Here is a 15961-nt window from a genome sequence, read left to right on the forward strand (position 1 = left end):
GCTGCCAATGTCTTCGATAATACTGATGGTTCTTCGGCCGAGCGGGTCGAGCCGCGGTTATGGTAGGCGCTGCCGGATCCACGGAGCTGGTTGTCATATCGGCACCCCCTTTATTTCTTCATTTCCGCATACGCCGCCTGCCTGTCTTTCAGAATTGCCTCGCCGCCGCTGCTCATATAATCGCTTAAAGCCGCCTCGTACACTTTGTCAAAATCTGCCGGTTTGGCGAGTATGCTTTTAACCAGCAGCTCGTGATATTTCTCCAGCAGTGAGCTTCCGTATTTCACTTGTGCCGGAATCGGCTTCGGGAACCTGATCGGCGGAATTCCATCCGTTTCAATAATGTCTTGGATCCGGCGCGCATCATCCCAGAATTCCTTCTTCTCGATCGCTACCACGTTGCCTTCCTTGTTCTTCACCGGCTCGCCGAAATCGCGTCCATTGCTGATGATGACAATATCACCGTTATTGAAGTTTCTGTTCTTGGTATCTTCATTGTCGAGGCCAACCGGGATACCGTTTTCCATCGTGTAATGCTTCCCCTCTTCGCCGTTTTGCAGGAAAAAGAGAACATCCTTCTGCGCCATCCAATCCAAGTATTTGATAGCTTCTACCGCACGTTTGCTGCTTTTCGGAATCATAATATACATGCCCGCAGGTTCATAGATCGGCTTCACGTGCTTGCCGTCTTCGTTGGTGAACGGGTCGATCGGCTGCAGCTTGGCTCCTTGGACATTTTTTTGCAAATTGGTGTATACGCCAGGCGTCGACTTCAACGGATTTACCGCGTCTTCGCTGAACATTCCTGTTTTCCCGGTCATGACGTCCTGATTCAGTTTCTTTTTGTCCTTATCGAGTGAAAAGTCCGCGCTCATCAAGCCTTCGTTGTACAGCTTATTCAAAAACTGCACGCCTTCTTTGTGTCCTGGCAGTAAGGTAGGATAGTCTCGCGAGCTTAACTGTTGGATCTTGGTTATTCGTTCCTCATCCGACGTTTTCCGAATGAAGGCCCAAATAATCGGCTCGTACGAGGCCGGGGTGAGCGAGAATCCTAACGGTACGACTTGCCCGCCGGTGTTGCCCGGATCTTTTTCCTTGAATGCCTTGAGTGTGTTATAGACTTCCGCCGTGGACTGCGGTACAGGCATTCCGAGTTGATCCAGCCAATCTTTCCGGATAAATGATGCGTATTTGCCGATACTCACCCGTTTCGATGGAATCGCATATTGACCGTCTTTGAAATAGCCGTACTCGAGCGTTTTGCCGCCAAGAAACTGCTTCAGGTTTTTGCCGTGCTCATTCAGCATCTGGCCTACTTCGGTCAATCCGCCTTGTTCTACGTACTTGTACACAAGATTGGAATCATAGGTAAACACAATATCCGGCGCCTCGTTGGCGGCGAGCATGACGTTGAGCTTTTCAGTTTCCTGCGTGCGGGGCACCGGCACATATTCCAATTTGATGTTATTCGGGGTGCCGAAATGCTCCTGTGCGTAATCTGTTAGGGCGTTTTTGTTCGCCGCCAAACCGCTCGGTGCATTACCTCTGTCAAACACTTCAATTCTCAGTGTAACTGTGTCTTTGCCGGTAGCAGACCCGCCGCTCTCTGACGACTTGGATGCGCTTTCAAACCCTTCGCCTGAACAACCAGACAGTATGCCCAATGCCATGACCAGCGGCAGTAAGGGAGCGCCGAACTTTTGATGAAAACCTTGTGTCATAACTAACCCTCCTTTTTATCCTTATGGAACTTGGAACTATCTGCCACAGCCCGTGAGTGTGGTGTCAATTCGGTTATATCTTGGTACGGCAATATTGTGCAATAAGCAAGATTCTGCTGCCCAAGCTCAAATCCGAAAGTCTGGTCCAGAGTGGTTTTCGCGGTTGTTAACCCAACCGGATTCCGCGTCTGTGCCGATATCCGTTAGCCAATTCAGTCAATCCTGGAGGCGGGCGGTGGCTCTGTTGGAGTGTCGGCTAACGCACGCTATCGGATGGCAAAACAAAAAAAGTCTGGTACCCGTTGGCGGCTCCCCAGACTTTTAAGTTTGCTTCAGCTTGCGATAATCTCCCGGAGTAACACCGATCACTCTCTTGAACATACGCCCAAAAGACACTGCGTTGGTATAACCAACTCTAACGGCTATCCCATTGATCGATTCATCCGTCAAGTGCAGTCGATTCTTCGCTTCTTGCATTCGCAGCTGAACCAGAAAATCCACGAAATTGATGCCATACTCGTCCTTAAATAACTGGCTCGCGTACTTGGCACTAATATCGAACTTCTCACTTAAGTGGATTAACGACAGCTCGGGGTTCGCATAATTCTTTTCGATGTATTCGCGCATGCCTAGCAAAATTTGACGGTGCTTGCGTGATGACCGGTATAAATGGTAAGTCCGATAAAAACCGGTGAGCTGCCCGGAGAAGGCGGAGGCGAGCTCTTCCCATTGTCCCGCTGTGTTGACCACGGTGTGTAGACTTCCCACCAACGCTTGGACGTCAGGACCGCTGCGTTCGTGTCCGCAATCCTGAAATTCTGTCTGCAACAGATGAATCCAGTACCGCATAACGGCACGTATCTCTTCGTCGGTCAACAGTTCGTCGCGGACATGCTGAAAGATTGCCTCCGTCTCATCCCACCATGTGTCGTTTAACATACGGAAATGCTGCACAGACTCCGCGATGCGCAAATAGTATTTGGGCAGCTCCGCACCGGTTCTGGTTGGGCGGCTGAAATAATGAATCAATTTCTCCTCGCCCAACAACAGCTTGTATTGCAGAGCGTGCAGAGCTTGACGGAAAGAAGTCTGAATACCGTCCAGACCGTGGTGCATTGCTCCTAACGCGATAGTAACGGAAAATTTGAGGTTCTCAGGCACCCAACGGGAGAACTCGGTCAGCAGCTGTGCGAGTCGCTCTTCTTCGTTATCGCCTGACTTCTCAAATGAGCAGATCAACACCATCCGGTCATTGGACAGCCATTCTGCCCACGCATGCCGGTGTTCCTGCTGCACAGATTCATGCACCGCGTTGGTCAGTGCGAACTTCAATAGATTCTGGTCCCGCAGCGGATACACGGTCTGAAACTCGGAAAACTTGTCAATCTCCATCACTGCAACGACCGCTCGCTGAAACGAATGCGGCAGTTTGAACGATGCTGCGTTGTCCGACCACTCGGCCGCGGTGACTGTGCGCTGCCCCTCAAGCAAATCGCGTATGAATTGTTTACGGCGTACGTGGACATCCTCCTGATGCTTCCTCTCATAATCCATCGTCTGCTGTGCTAAGCTCTCCAATGCTTTTTCTATAAAAGAGAACTCGTCGTATCCTTTCGTTTTTTGCAGATTGCGCAGCTGATACTGCTGAATCCGTTCCATGATGAGCTCGACGGGTTTGTAATTTCGTTTAAAAACATACACTGCGGCAATCATACTCGCCACCACAATCAGGGCCGCAATAATAATCCAAATGTAGGAGATCACTGACACCCAGCCGAATAACTGTCCGGCACGCAAGCCGCTTTCAAACGTCCAGCCGAGTACGCTTGAGTCCATCAGGCTGCTCATGCTGCCGGCGTGATTGGCACCGTCGTCCTCCCCCGCCGCATAAAGAACGGTGCCGGACGAATCGCTGATCTTCAACGCGCTAAGCTCCTGATTCAGCATGCCATCAACAATGCTCAGCAGCCGTTTAACATCTACGTTCACCACCACCAACCCTTGGCTCCCGAGCGGCAGCGGGGTGCGTTTGCTGAGCGTTATCACCCTCTCGGCAGGAGTGAGAGAAGAATCTGTGTACATGCGCTGTGGGGACCACGAAGGGTTATAATCCGTGCTCCATGTCTGGCGAATGAATGACTGATCGGTGAATCCCCCCGCATTGGAGAGAAAACTTTGGGTGAGCACGCGATCATCATCCGCCCGGTATAAATAGATCGAATGCACGTAGGGATTGTTTTCCACGATCTTCTGGATCTCATTTGACAGGTAGTACTGAGTGAGCCGCATGTCCTCCGCCGGATTTTTAGTCATGAAATCAGCGATACGGGGGTTTGTTTCTATTTCCTTCAACACCCTGCTCTCAATGTCTAACACAGTAGACTGCAGTACATCCACGACATAATTCGTGGAAATCCGATTCGCCTTCTCCGCTTGTTTCATGGAAATCTCGCTCACCACAAGAAAGGAAATGAAAATGATAGCTGAGATGGTAACCAATAACAGTGGAAAAAATGATAGAAGCATCCGTTTGTACCATGTTCTTTGCATCTTTGCACCATCCTTGCATCTTCACTGTGCCTGCATTTTGCCGGTGATTAGCTCATGGCTCGCGTGAATCTCTTCTGCCCGGCAAGCAGCTTTTAATTCGTACACCTTTACCTCCGCCCGACGGATGATATCCAAAAATTTATCAAAATAACTTAGATCCTTGCTATGTATGTAGGGGCACCAATGGTCGGATAACTCCAGCGTTTCGTGGATGTGCACACCGAAAACATGGTGTTTGACCCGGTCAAGCTCACCATCAGTGTTGTAGAGCCCCATCCGCTCCATCATCATCGCGTGACCAATATCAAACCAGAGCTTCACGCCGCTGCCGTTCAGCCGCTCGCATAAGAGCTCGGCTTCTTGCAGCGTCGGCATCTGATAACACCGCGAACGCGTCTCAATACCTATGGTGACATTCCATCCTTTTCTCGCCGCGTGCTCGCAGGCCTGCTCTAGGCTCTTTTGTATTCGATCCAAGTAATGCGGACTCAAACTTTGCCTGCGCTCCATCATCGTCTGCCAAAGTGTGCGATAGGCTTCCGAATCCTTGCCTCGTTCGCGATACAGTTGTTTTAGTTCGGCATCAATGTTGCTAGTAAATGGCACTTCGCCCGGGTGTACAACCACGGCTTTCACGCCGTAACGCTGAGCGTATTCCATCGAACGGAGCAACAGCTCCACCGAGCGGCTGCGCTTCGCTTCATCGTCGAAACCAAGCATCACGGAGTCAGTATCGTATTCTTTATCTGTAACGAACGGGAACACATTATGTACGCTGGAAATCCGGATCTCTCCCCGTTCCACCATCGGCTCGATCGTAGTCAGCAATTGGTCGTCCACGTTGTAGTTTAACTCCACATTGTGAAAGCCAAGCGACTTAATTTCCTCGATCATGCTCCGCCCTGCGGTATGGCGTTTGATGTTCCAGCAAGTTGAGAATGAGTAGTCTCCTTTATCCATAAAACTAGCCCCCTCCTATTGTTCGGACGCGCGGATGGCGCACCACAAGTAAATATAAAGCGCTTTCAAAAATAGCGCAATAGGAACAGAGGCATACACAAGCTACACACCTCTGTTCCTTTGTATCACGTAGTCTGGTGACCCGTATTAGACGCCCGCGGCGCGGATGTCGACTGCCGTGCGACTAGTTCCGGTTCCAGAACGATCCGCCTGTTTACCGGCGATTGATGTTTTAATTGCTGCATCAGCAGCTCGACGACGGTTTTACACATCACATCCGTCGGCTGCGCCACTGTGGTTAATGGTGGATCCGCGACGGCGGCAAGAATGGTGTTGTCGAAGCCGACGATAGATAAATCCTCAGGTACGCGAATGCTTAAATCCTTTGCAGCCTGCAGAGCCCCAATGGCGAGCAAATCATTGCAGCAAAAGATCGCGGTAGGCGCTTCTTCGCACTGGAGCAGCTCCATAGCCTTATATTTACCGTCCTTGATCAGTGCGTCACCGCTATACTTCACCAGGTCATCGGGCAATGAAAGTCCGGCCTCCACCAACGTGTGCCGCACCCCCCGTATCCGTTCCAGACTGCTGCGCACTCTCGACCGCTCCGCCACTACAGCTATGTGTGTATGCCCTAAAGCCAGCAGATGGCGGGCCGCCGCCGCGCCGCCGGCAAAATCATTGGCAACGACGGTGGTCACGTCCATGTTCGGCGTCTCGCGGGCGATCATAGCGGTAGGCATTCCCTTAGACAGCAGCGGAGCCAACATCTGCGTATCTTGGATCCCGGTACCGATAATAACGGCGTCGACACTTTTTTGCTGCAGAAGCGTTAAGTACCGTTCCAGCCGGTCATCCTTGTTATCCGTGCTGCAAATCATGAGGCTGTAACCGAGGCCGTGCACTTGATCCTCAACCGCTCTAGCTATTTCCGCAAAGAAGGGATTGGATATGTCCGGTACGAGCAGCCCCAGAGTGTATGTTTTTTTGCCGGTCAATGCTGCTGCAATCACGCTCGGCTGAAAGTTGAGCTTCGCCATCACGCGAAAAATTTCGTTGCGGCGTTCCTCGCTGATTTTTCCTTTTCCGTTAAGAACTTGGGAAACTGCGGCTATAGATACACCCGCCTCCCGCGCGACATCATATATGGTTGCTCTCATCGTTCATCCCCGCCCGTGTTTGCTTATGAAAGTCCGTTTAGCTGCTTCTATTATGATGACACGGAGATAAAGTTGCAACCTGGTCATTGCCTACCGGCTCGTATGAGACGCTGTCATAATCCATTCATGGTCCGGATCATTGTGAAATTTCCAGGTGCGTTTCGGACCCGCCATTACATTCAAGTAGTAGACGTCATAGCCTGGAGGCGCGGACACAGGATGGTAGCCTTCAGGCACCAACACCGCCTCGCCATCTTTCACAACAAGCGTCTCATCTAGCGAGCGGTCGTCGGTGTAAACTCTCTGCAGCGCGAAACCTTGGTCAGGCTGCACGCGGAAGTAGTACGTTTCCTCCAACATGGATTCATCCGGGAGCGAGTCACGGTCATGTTTATGCGGCGGATAACTGGACCAATGTCCGTTCGGCGTAAACACTTCCACAACAAGCAAGCTGTCGGCCGGCTCGTTCTCAGGCAGTATATTATGCACTTGGCGTTCGATGCTGCCGGCGCCCCTGATCTCCGCACCCACCTGTTCCGGAGCAATTAACCTTGCAGAGTGGTTGCCACGACCAGGCGCTGCGCACACGGCGACCTCCAGCTGCGTTAGTGCATGAATGTCGTATTTGTCACCGTTGGGCACATATACCGAATACGGCGGAGTGCGTTCAAACACGCTCATGCGTTTTCCAATGCCGCACCATTCCCCGTTCTTTGTCGAGACATCTGCTATTCCGCTTAATATCACGAGGCAAATTTCCTGCGAGCCGGTCTCCCTAGACAATTGTTGGCCCTCACTGAGTCGCAGCAATTCGAAGCCGACATACTCCCATCCAGCCGACTCCGGCGTGATCGACAGAACTCTGCCTTCGCCATCCGGGTCCGGGTGTGGTCTAACAATAAGTTTCGTCATAGCGCAAATCTCCTCGCACGATTATTCATTCGCCGGCTGACGCTTGTTCCAACTGCGCACCGATTTCCGCGAGCTTCACAGGCCGGCCCAAACGGTGTGAGAGCTTCGCGGCTGAAGCAATACGCTCGGCCTGTAGTCCGTCGCCGCCGTCCACCGGGACCGGCTTACCGCTGACAAGGCAGTCGACAAAAATGCGTGTCTCCTCCATATATGCTTCACTGTAACGTTCAAGAAAAAAGTACAATGGCTTCTCGCGCACAATGCCTTCGGCCGTACTAAGTTCCGCCGTGTTGGGATGGTCGTTTGCTATGGACACGCTGCCTTTGGTGCCGAACACCTCCACGCGTTGATCGTACCCATAGACCGCCCGGCGACTGTTGTCTATTACGCCAAGTGCGCCATTGCTGAAGCGGAGCGTGACGACCGCCGTGTCTATATCGCCGTGCTCGGCAAACACGGGATCAATCAGCACGCCTCCCTGTGCGTAGACTTCCTCCACCTCGCTGCCGCAAACGTAGCGGGCAATGTCAAAGTCGTGGATCATCATATCCATGAAAATGCCGCCCGAAGCTCTAATATAATCGTTATGCGGCGGATTCGGGTCGCGCGAGGTGATTTTCACGATATGGGGTTCCCCGATCGCTCCCGCCAGGACATGCTCACGTACCCGTTTAAAGTTATGGTCAAAGCGGCGGTTGAACCCGACCTGCAGCTGCACGCCAGCACGGCGAACTGCCTGCAGCGCTTCTTCGGTCTGCGCGATGTCCATGCTGACAGGTTTTTCACAGAAAATGTGCTTGCCAGCTTGCGCCGCGCGTGTAATCAACGGAACATGCGTGTCCGTAGATGAACAGATGTAAATCGCGGCGATGTCAGGGTGATTAATCACGGCACTGGCATCCTGCGTCACGCTATGAATCCCTCTCTGAGCAGCCCACGCGAGCAGCTCCGGTCCGGCAAAAAGGTCGCCGATAGCGGCGACTTCCACCTGAGGCAGCCGTAATAAATTATCTATGTGTATTTTGCCGATTCTGCCTGCTCCGATCACTCCGATTTTGACCCGTTCCATTAGTTGTCCCCTCCAGCTTTTCCGGAGCTGCCGAACAGCCGGATTTTCGCTTTCACCGATTGCTTCACTGCTTCCCGCGCCGGCACCAGATAGCTGCGCGGATCATAGGCCTCCGGATGGTCGTGGAGATAGCTTCGAATGGCCGCCGTGCATGCCATTTGATTGTCTGTGTTCACATTGATCTTGGCGGTGCCGCACGAGATGGCCTGCCTGAGCTCGTCGTCCGGAAGGCCGCTGCCGCCATGCAGCACCAGTGGCAAGCCTGTGAGTCTGCGAATCTCATCCATGCGCTCGAAGCCCAGTCTGGGTTGGCCGCGATACGGCCCATGCACCGAGCCAAGCGCCGGCGCCAGACAATCGATTCCCGTGGCTTGCACCAGCTGCACGCATTCCGCCGGCACAGCGTACATGCCCTCCGCGTCGTCGACCACCAGATCGTCCTCCCTGCCGGTGATCCGGCCCAGCTCGGCTTCGACGGTGGCGCCAAGTGCGTGGGCGGCCTGAGTGACGCAAGCGGTGATGTGGATGTTCTCCTCCAGCGCGTGATGCGATGCGTCGATCATTACCGAGGTAAAGCCGGCGTGGAGCGCGTGAATGCAGAGTTCGTAGGTGGAGCCGTGGTCCAGGTGCAATGCGACCGGAACAGTAATGCGATAATGCTCCACCAAAGCATTCACCATACCCGCAATGCAGGGCAGCCCGCCCATATATGGAATGTACGCCTCGCTCACTCCGAGTATTACCGGGGCCTCTTCTTCCTGCGCTCCCAGCAGGATAGCTTGGGCAAACTCAAGATTGTTTAAATTGAACTGCCCCACCGCGTAGCGTCCTGCCAACGCCTGATTCAGCATTTCCTTCATTGACACGAGTGCCATGTTTCCATCTCCTTTGGTCGGCTTTGGTTATAGCACCCCGCCAGCTTCTAAAGGCCGCTGTTATCTCGATGATAAAGTCTGCCAGCCGCTGAGACCCTTGCCATCTTAAATGACCCGTTCTAACAGCCGCTGAAGCTACCAGCGCGCTGTGACCATCTTTTTGCGGGTATAAAACTCCACGCCATCAGCACCGTTTGCATGCAGGTCGCCATAGAATGACTTCTTCCAGCCGGAAAACGGGAAGAACGCCATTGGCGCGGGCACGCCAAGGTTCACACCCAACATGCCGGCATCAATCGTCTCCCGGAATTGCCGCACGCTGCTGCCGCTCTGTGTAAAAATGCAGGCCCCGTTCGCGAATTCCGATCGGTTTGCCATCTCTACCGCTTCCGCTAGCGTGTCGGCTCTGATGACGGATAGTACGGGAGCAAAAATCTCGTCCTCCCAGATTTTCATTCCGCATTTTACTTGGTCAAAGATGGTGGCCCCGACAAAATATCCATTATTCATAGCTGCGCTGTCTTTTCTGCCATCACGGCACAGCAGGGCCCCCTCTTTTTCACCGGTTTCGATGTATTTGAGCGTACGTTCCTTGTGCGCTTCACGTATCACCGGACCAAGGAATACGCCGTCATCAAGTCCGTTACCAATGGCCAGCTGATCCGCCGCTGCCACCAGCTTATTCACCAGAGTATCGCCGATCTCGCCAACCGCGACCACGACGGAGCAGGCCATGCAGCGTTCACCGGCGGATCCGAACGCGGCGTTGATAATTTCTTTCACTGCCAGATCGAGATCGGCATCAGGCATCACTATCGAATGGTTCTTAGCACCGGCCAGAGCCTGGACGCGTTTGCCGGTCGCCGCAGCGGTTTTGTACACATATTCAGCCACGGGCTGGGAGCCGACGAACGAAATTGCCTTCACATCGTTGTGCTCGAGCAATCCGTTAACCACATCATGGGCGCCGTGCACTACGTTCAGCACCCCGTCCGGCAGACCCGCCTCTCGAAACAGCTCGGCCAGCCGGTTCGCGAGAAGCGGCGTACGCTCCGACGGCTTCAGCACGAAAGTGTTACCACACGCTATGGCAAGCGGAAACATCCAACAGGGTACCATCATGGGGAAATTGAATGGAGTGATGCCGCCGACCACGCCCACCGGGTAACGATACATGCCGGATTCGAGATTGGACGCGATATCCGGCAGCTGTTTGCCCATCATCAGCGTTGGGGCTCCGGCAGCAAATTCCACGCATTCTATCCCTCGCAGCACCTCGCCGTGCGCTTCGTTATAGCTTTTGCCGTTTTCTCTGGTGACTAGCTGAGCAAGCTCCTCCCAATGGTCAACCAGCAGCTGCTGATATTTAAACAGGACACGAGCACGCCGTGGCACCGGCGTGCCACTCCACATCGGTAACGCTGCTTTTGCCGTTTGAACAGCACGATCTACGTCCTCTTTTGTTGAATAAGGCACATACGCCAAAATTTCCTCCGTCGCCGGATTGAACACTGGCTCGTTATGCGAAGCCGACGATTCGGCCCATGTGCCGCCGATCCAGTTTTTTAGAGCTTGTGGCATGCTGCAGTTCTCCTCCTCTTCGATATTCCGTTTCTAACAAGCGTGTCGCCGCCTGAGCTATGGCCATAGCACGTCGTCCGAGCGAAACTCCATGTGACGCTTCATTTGTAGTGCGTTATCGGAGGCCCACCGTATGCCCCGCAGAGCTTCCAAATCCGTTCGGTGCAGTAAATCCGCGCCACGACGAGGACTTAGGAAGCCGTGATTTCACCGCGGCTGCACCGTTCGATGTAATCATGAACGTCAGCCGCAGCCGGCATGGCGTCGGAGCAGCTGTGACTAGAAATAACAATGCATGCGGCGGCACTGCCGAACTCCATGCTCTTTTCCAACGTCCAGCCCTGCATAACTCCATACAAGAAGCCTGCCGCATAAGAGTCCCCCGCACCAAACGTCTTCACCACTTTGGCGGGGAAGCTTTGTGCGCGGTGTCCCACACCATCCTGTGTGTATGCGATGGAGCCTTCCTTCCCATGCTTGATAATGACGATTTTCGCCGAATGATCAAACCATTTTGATGCCGTCACATGGTCGCTGCGCTCCGGATTTTGCTCGAAACGCTCCATCATGTCGAACTCTTCCCTCGTACCCAGGATGATGTCGCATTTTTCGGCCGCCAGATTGTAATATGCAGCCGTTTCCTCCGGCGAAGTCCAAGTGTACGGCCGGTAGTCGAGGTCGAATGCGATCACGGCGCCGTGCTTTTTTGCGTAATACAATGCCTGAAACACAGCTTCTCTCGACGGACTAGCCGCCAATGCCGTGCCAGAGATAAGCAGAACCTTGGTTTGAGCGATCAAGTCCTCGCTTACTTCCTCGGGCGTCAATTTCAGATCGGCGGCGTTTTCCCGGTACATGAGTATACTGCAATCCGTTGGGCTCTTGATTTCGGTAAAAGCAAGCCCCGTGAGCGCGCCTGTGCGGTCGGTGATGACATTCCTCGTATCTATTGCGTTGCGCTGCAAATAAGAGGCGATGAACCGCCCCATCTGATCGTCAGCGATTTTCCCGATAAAAGCTGTCTTCATCCCGAAGCGAGACATGCCGATCGTGATGTTCGCGGGAGATCCACCGACGTATTTCGTGAACGTCATCGTCTCCTCCATCGGACGGTTAATTTCATTGGCGTTCAAGTCAATACACAGCCTGCCGATCGCAACAAAGTCGAACTGCTTGCCGGACGGAAAAGAAACATAGCTCATAAGCCGCTTACCTTCTTTCTGTATGAATTAAGGATTCGATGTATTCAAGCGAGCGTTTGGCGTAGTCATAAGGCGGATGCAGCTGCGGATCCTGTTCTCCCTCGATCATGGTCCATCCTGAGTAGCCACGGCTAAGCAGCTCCTGAATTATCGGGGCGAAATCAAGGCAGCCGTCCCCCGGCACGGTAAATACCCCCTTTCGAATGCAGGTGATAAAGTCTGCTTTGTCGGCACGCGCGCTATCCAGTACGTCCTGCCGTATATCTTTTAGATGGATATAAGCGATCCTGTCATAGTGCTTACGCAGAACCGCAACAGGGTCCGCACCGCCGTAATAGGCGTGCCCCGTATCGTACAGCAGGTAGACCAGGGAAGGCTCAGTCATCGCCATGAGCCGGTCGATTTCATCCGGCTGCTCCACAGCAGTACCGCCGTGGTGATGATAGGTCAGCTTCAACCCGTACTCCTGCGCAATGGCGCCCGCGGCATTCAGCCCGTCCGCAAGATGATGCCAGGCGGTGTCGTCAAGTCTCAAAACTTCCTTTTCGTGCGGTGTGCGCCGCGGGTCGAAATGCAGTGAGCCGCCGACCTCGCAGGTGCTGATGACGCTTGCGCCCATCGCGCTGAGAAACTCGGCGTGCGCGCGGTACGCTCGTAGTTCTTGGTCCCGATATGCCGGATCGGAAAACAAAACAGATTTCCACTGGGAGACCAACTGAATGCCGTGTGCGGATAATGCTTTTTTCAGTACCTGCGGGTCGGCAGGATATTTGCGCCCCATCTCCGTTCCGGTCAAGCCGAGAGCTTGAATGTCATCCACAATCTGCTCAAAGGTGGTCGACTCCCCGTGTTCTTTGACATCCTCACCGACCCAGTTGATCGGGTGTATACCTAGTTTGAACGGCAGCTCCAACATCTTACGGATTCCCCCTTGCCTTCAAATTAGTTTTACCGCGTCGATCCGTGCTTTCATGTCTTGATGTGCCTCGATCACTTTGGCGCACGCGGACACCTCGGGTACGCCCACCTGCCACCAGGATTCATATCCGTCCGTGTTCGTGCCGGGTACGACGGATATCTCAATGAGTGTAGTCAGCGTTTCGTGTTTGGCTTGCAGCAGCGCCTGCTTCAACTCGTCGGCATTGCGAGCCTTGAAAGCCTTCGCGCCGAGGCTGCGCGCATGAGCAGCGAAATCGATCGGCAGGTAGCTGCCTGTCAACCGCCCTGTCGACGACTCCCGATAACGGAACTCATTGCCAAATCCGTCGCTGCCATGCCCGCGCTGCAGGTTGTGAATACATTGAAACCCGTGGTTGTCAAACAGCAGCACCGTTATTTTTCGCCCTTCCTGGAGGCTCGTGACAAGCTCGGAATGCAGCATCAAGTAGCTGCCGTCGCCGACTAACGCGTATACCTCACGGTTGGGCTCCGCGAGGGCGGCGCCGAACGCTCCGCTCACTTCATAGCCCATGCAGGAGAAGCCGTACTCCATGTGGTAGGTTTTTGGCTGGGGCGCTCGCCACAGCCGGTGCAAATCTCCCGGCAGGCTGCCTGCCGCGCACACGACTACAGACGAAGGCTCAATCGTTTGGTTGATCACGCCAAGCGCCGTAGTTTGTGCCAGCCCTTCGTTGTGCTCGATCGCGTACAAACGGTCAACCTCGGCATCCCACCGCTGTTTCCAGTCCGCAATTTCCGCTACCCCGTAAGCGGCGCGGTAATGTAATGCGGACAGACTTTTATGCAGCGCCGCCAAGCCTTCCCTGGCATCGGCGGTGAGCGCAATGCCGTGTAACTTTGCCGCGTCGAAATCGCTTACATTTATGTTAATAAACTGAACTTGATGATGAGTAAATGCGGATTTAGAGGCGGTGGTGAAGTCCGAATAGCGGGTGCCGACTCCGATAATGAGGTCAGCGTCTTTGGCAAGCCGATTGGCGGCAAGCGACCCTGTGACACCGATAGCGCCGACATTCATAGGATGATCCCAGGCCAGCGAGCTCTTGCCCGCCTGCGTTTCCGCGACAGGAATCGCGAAGGTCTCGGCAAACTCAGCCAGCTCCTGCGTGGCCGACGAATACAATACGCCGCCGCCGGCAATAATTAGCGGCCTGCGCTTGACCTGCAGCAGCTGCACCGCTCGCACTAGTGCATTCGGGGCCGGCGGTCGCCGGTCGATATAATGCACTCTTTTCTCGAAGAAAGAAGCGGGGTACTCGTAAGCCTCAGCCTGAACATCTTGCGGAAGCGCCAGAGTGACCGCACCCGTCTCCGCCGGGTCGGTGAGCACACGAATGGCTTGGACGGCAGCCGCCATTAATTGTTCGGGCCGCGCGATGCGGTCCCAGTACCGGCTCACCGCTTTGAACGCATCTGCGGCAGACACCGTGTAATCGCCTGGCACTTCCAATTGCTGCAGAACGGGGTCGGGTTGCCGTGAGGCAAAGTTGTCGCCGGGCAGCAGCAGGACAGGAATACGGTTTACGGTAGCAGTGGCCGCTGCGGTGACCATATTCAATGCTCCCGGTCCGATCGAGGTGGTGCATGCAAAAATCTGCCGCCGATTCTTTTGTTTTGCGAAAGCGGTTGCAGCATGCACCATGCCTTGCTCGTTTTTCCCCTGTATGTATAATAATTCTCCTGGACTTCTCTCCAACGCTTCACCAATTCCCGTGACATTACCGTGGCCGAAAATGCCCAGCACACCTTGGATGAATTTATACTCCACACCGTCTACCGAAACGAACTGCCGATCTAGAAAATGCAGCAGTGCTTGCGCCATTGTAAGCCGAATTTTCTGCATTACAAGTACCATCCCCGTTTCTTTTGGAGGTTAAGCACTCAACCAGGTTAAGCGCTTAACCCGATCATACACCGTATTTTTCCATCATTCAACCATAAAGTGTATCACGGCGTGAGCTTTCTGAATAAGTCCTTGAACACGCCATCTCTGTTGATGCTCCAAACGTACCGGATGAAATGTCTTGTCGGGTCGACGCTCCAGCGGCAATCCTCAGACAGCAGCGGACTGTGGGTCAATACGCTCGGCGTCCAGCTGTCGTTGTTCAAATAAGCGATGGTGGAGATATCCCAAATCACACGGGAATATCCCAAATGGTCATCACTGCAATTTTTATACGTCTCATACAAATATTCACCGATTGTGCCTTTATCGCGCACATAATCCCGGAGCTCAGACAATGTGGTCAACAGGTGCGATGAAACCCCCATACAAGGCACCAGTACGAGAGGCACCCCGCTGTCCAGTATGATTCGTGAGGCGTGCAGATCCTGACGAAGATTGAACTCCCTGGTATGCGGCCAATGCAGAGCGTGTCCCCCTAGCCAGACGACGACGATTTTCTCGATGATTTTAGGCTCCATCAGAATGGCGGATGCCACATTCGTAATGGCCCCTATCGCGACAACATACAGCGGCGTGTCACCTTCCGTCGCCATCGCCCGTTCTACCAAATCGCGCGCAGCCTCACTGTCCACAGGTGTGATCGTGTCCGACAGGTAAGCTTCCGACCCTTTATACACAGGATATTGGCCTGCTTTGCCCATCACCGTCAAAATTTTCTGCAGCTCCAAGTAGCTTTTCTCCATGCCGTCTTTAGGGCCGGTTGACAGCTCGTTGTGGAAGGGCGCAGCGTAGAACGCTTCTACCACCATTCTGTCCGCGGATTGCAGCGCGTAAATGACGGCGAACTGATCGTCACATCTCATTGTAGGTGTCCGTGTCGAGCACGATCCGGACCTTCCCCTTCGGATGTTCAAGTCTTTGCAGCAGCTTTTCCTGCGAGAGCTTCGGATATTTCATGGGACATTCACTCCTCACGTATATTTGTCATCACTCTTTAATTCCCGTATTCGTGACACCCTAGCCCAATTTGATTTACTAAACCAACAGTGGGATCGCAAATATCAT

The 15961-nt window shown here is 53.6% G+C and carries 12 protein-coding genes; all 12 read right to left on the minus strand.

Features of this window, described 5'->3' with window-relative positions; all coding sequences use genetic code 11:
- Positions 1 to 110 precede the first annotated feature (110 nt).
- Entirely contained in the window at positions 111 to 1721 is a 1611-nt protein-coding gene (locus CBW46_RS04335; RefSeq protein ID WP_243633166.1) for an extracellular solute-binding protein, read from the minus strand.
- Between the two features lie 321 nt (positions 1722 to 2042).
- A complete protein-coding gene (locus tag CBW46_RS04340) occupies positions 2043 to 4271 on the minus strand; it encodes a helix-turn-helix domain-containing protein (RefSeq protein WP_089198798.1) in 2229 nt (742 codons plus the stop codon).
- Between the two features lie 21 nt (positions 4272 to 4292).
- Positions 4293 to 5231 carry a sugar phosphate isomerase/epimerase family protein gene (locus tag CBW46_RS04345; protein ID WP_089198799.1) on the minus strand — a complete coding sequence of 313 codons (939 nt, stop codon included), beginning with the start codon at positions 5229 to 5231 and terminating at the stop codon, positions 4293 to 4295.
- 125 nt (positions 5232 to 5356) lie between these two features.
- A complete protein-coding gene (locus CBW46_RS04350) occupies positions 5357 to 6391 on the minus strand; it encodes a LacI family DNA-binding transcriptional regulator (RefSeq protein ID WP_089198800.1) in 1035 nt (344 codons plus the stop codon).
- Between the two features lie 90 nt (positions 6392 to 6481).
- Entirely contained in the window at positions 6482 to 7303 is an 822-nt protein-coding gene (gene iolB, locus CBW46_RS04355) for a 5-deoxy-glucuronate isomerase (RefSeq protein ID WP_089198801.1), read from the minus strand.
- A 25-nt stretch (positions 7304 to 7328) separates the two neighbouring features.
- Positions 7329 to 8372, minus strand: a complete 1044-nt coding sequence (iolG, locus tag CBW46_RS04360; RefSeq protein ID WP_089198802.1) for an inositol 2-dehydrogenase — start codon at positions 8370 to 8372, stop codon at positions 7329 to 7331.
- Positions 8372 to 9247 carry a class II fructose-1,6-bisphosphate aldolase gene (gene fba, locus CBW46_RS04365; protein WP_089198803.1) on the minus strand — a complete coding sequence of 292 codons (876 nt, stop codon included), beginning with the start codon at positions 9245 to 9247 and terminating at the stop codon, positions 8372 to 8374. Before fba ends, iolG begins: the two co-directional genes overlap by 1 nt.
- 135 nt (positions 9248 to 9382) lie before the next feature.
- Entirely contained in the window at positions 9383 to 10828 is a 1446-nt protein-coding gene (locus CBW46_RS04370; RefSeq protein WP_089198804.1) for a CoA-acylating methylmalonate-semialdehyde dehydrogenase, read from the minus strand.
- A gap of 191 nt (positions 10829 to 11019) precedes the next feature.
- Entirely contained in the window at positions 11020 to 12030 is a 1011-nt protein-coding gene (gene iolC, locus CBW46_RS04375) for a 5-dehydro-2-deoxygluconokinase (RefSeq protein WP_089198805.1), read from the minus strand.
- A 7-nt stretch (positions 12031 to 12037) separates the two neighbouring features.
- Positions 12038 to 12946: a myo-inosose-2 dehydratase gene (gene iolE / locus CBW46_RS04380; protein ID WP_089198806.1), complete on the minus strand. Its 909-nt coding sequence runs from the start codon at positions 12944 to 12946 to the stop codon at positions 12038 to 12040.
- A 21-nt stretch (positions 12947 to 12967) separates the two neighbouring features.
- Entirely contained in the window at positions 12968 to 14833 is a 1866-nt protein-coding gene (iolD, locus tag CBW46_RS04385) for a 3D-(3,5/4)-trihydroxycyclohexane-1,2-dione acylhydrolase (decyclizing) (protein WP_089198807.1), read from the minus strand.
- 104 nt (positions 14834 to 14937) lie between these two features.
- Complete coding sequence (locus CBW46_RS04390; RefSeq protein ID WP_243633167.1) at positions 14938 to 15759, minus strand: nucleoside hydrolase; 822 nt, start codon at positions 15757 to 15759, stop codon at positions 14938 to 14940.
- Positions 15760 to 15961: the final 202 nt, after the last annotated feature.

It is taken from the genome of Paenibacillus xerothermodurans (genome assembly GCF_002220865.2).
GTDB lineage: Bacteria > Bacillota > Bacilli > Paenibacillales > NBRC-103111 > Paenibacillus_S > Paenibacillus_S xerothermodurans.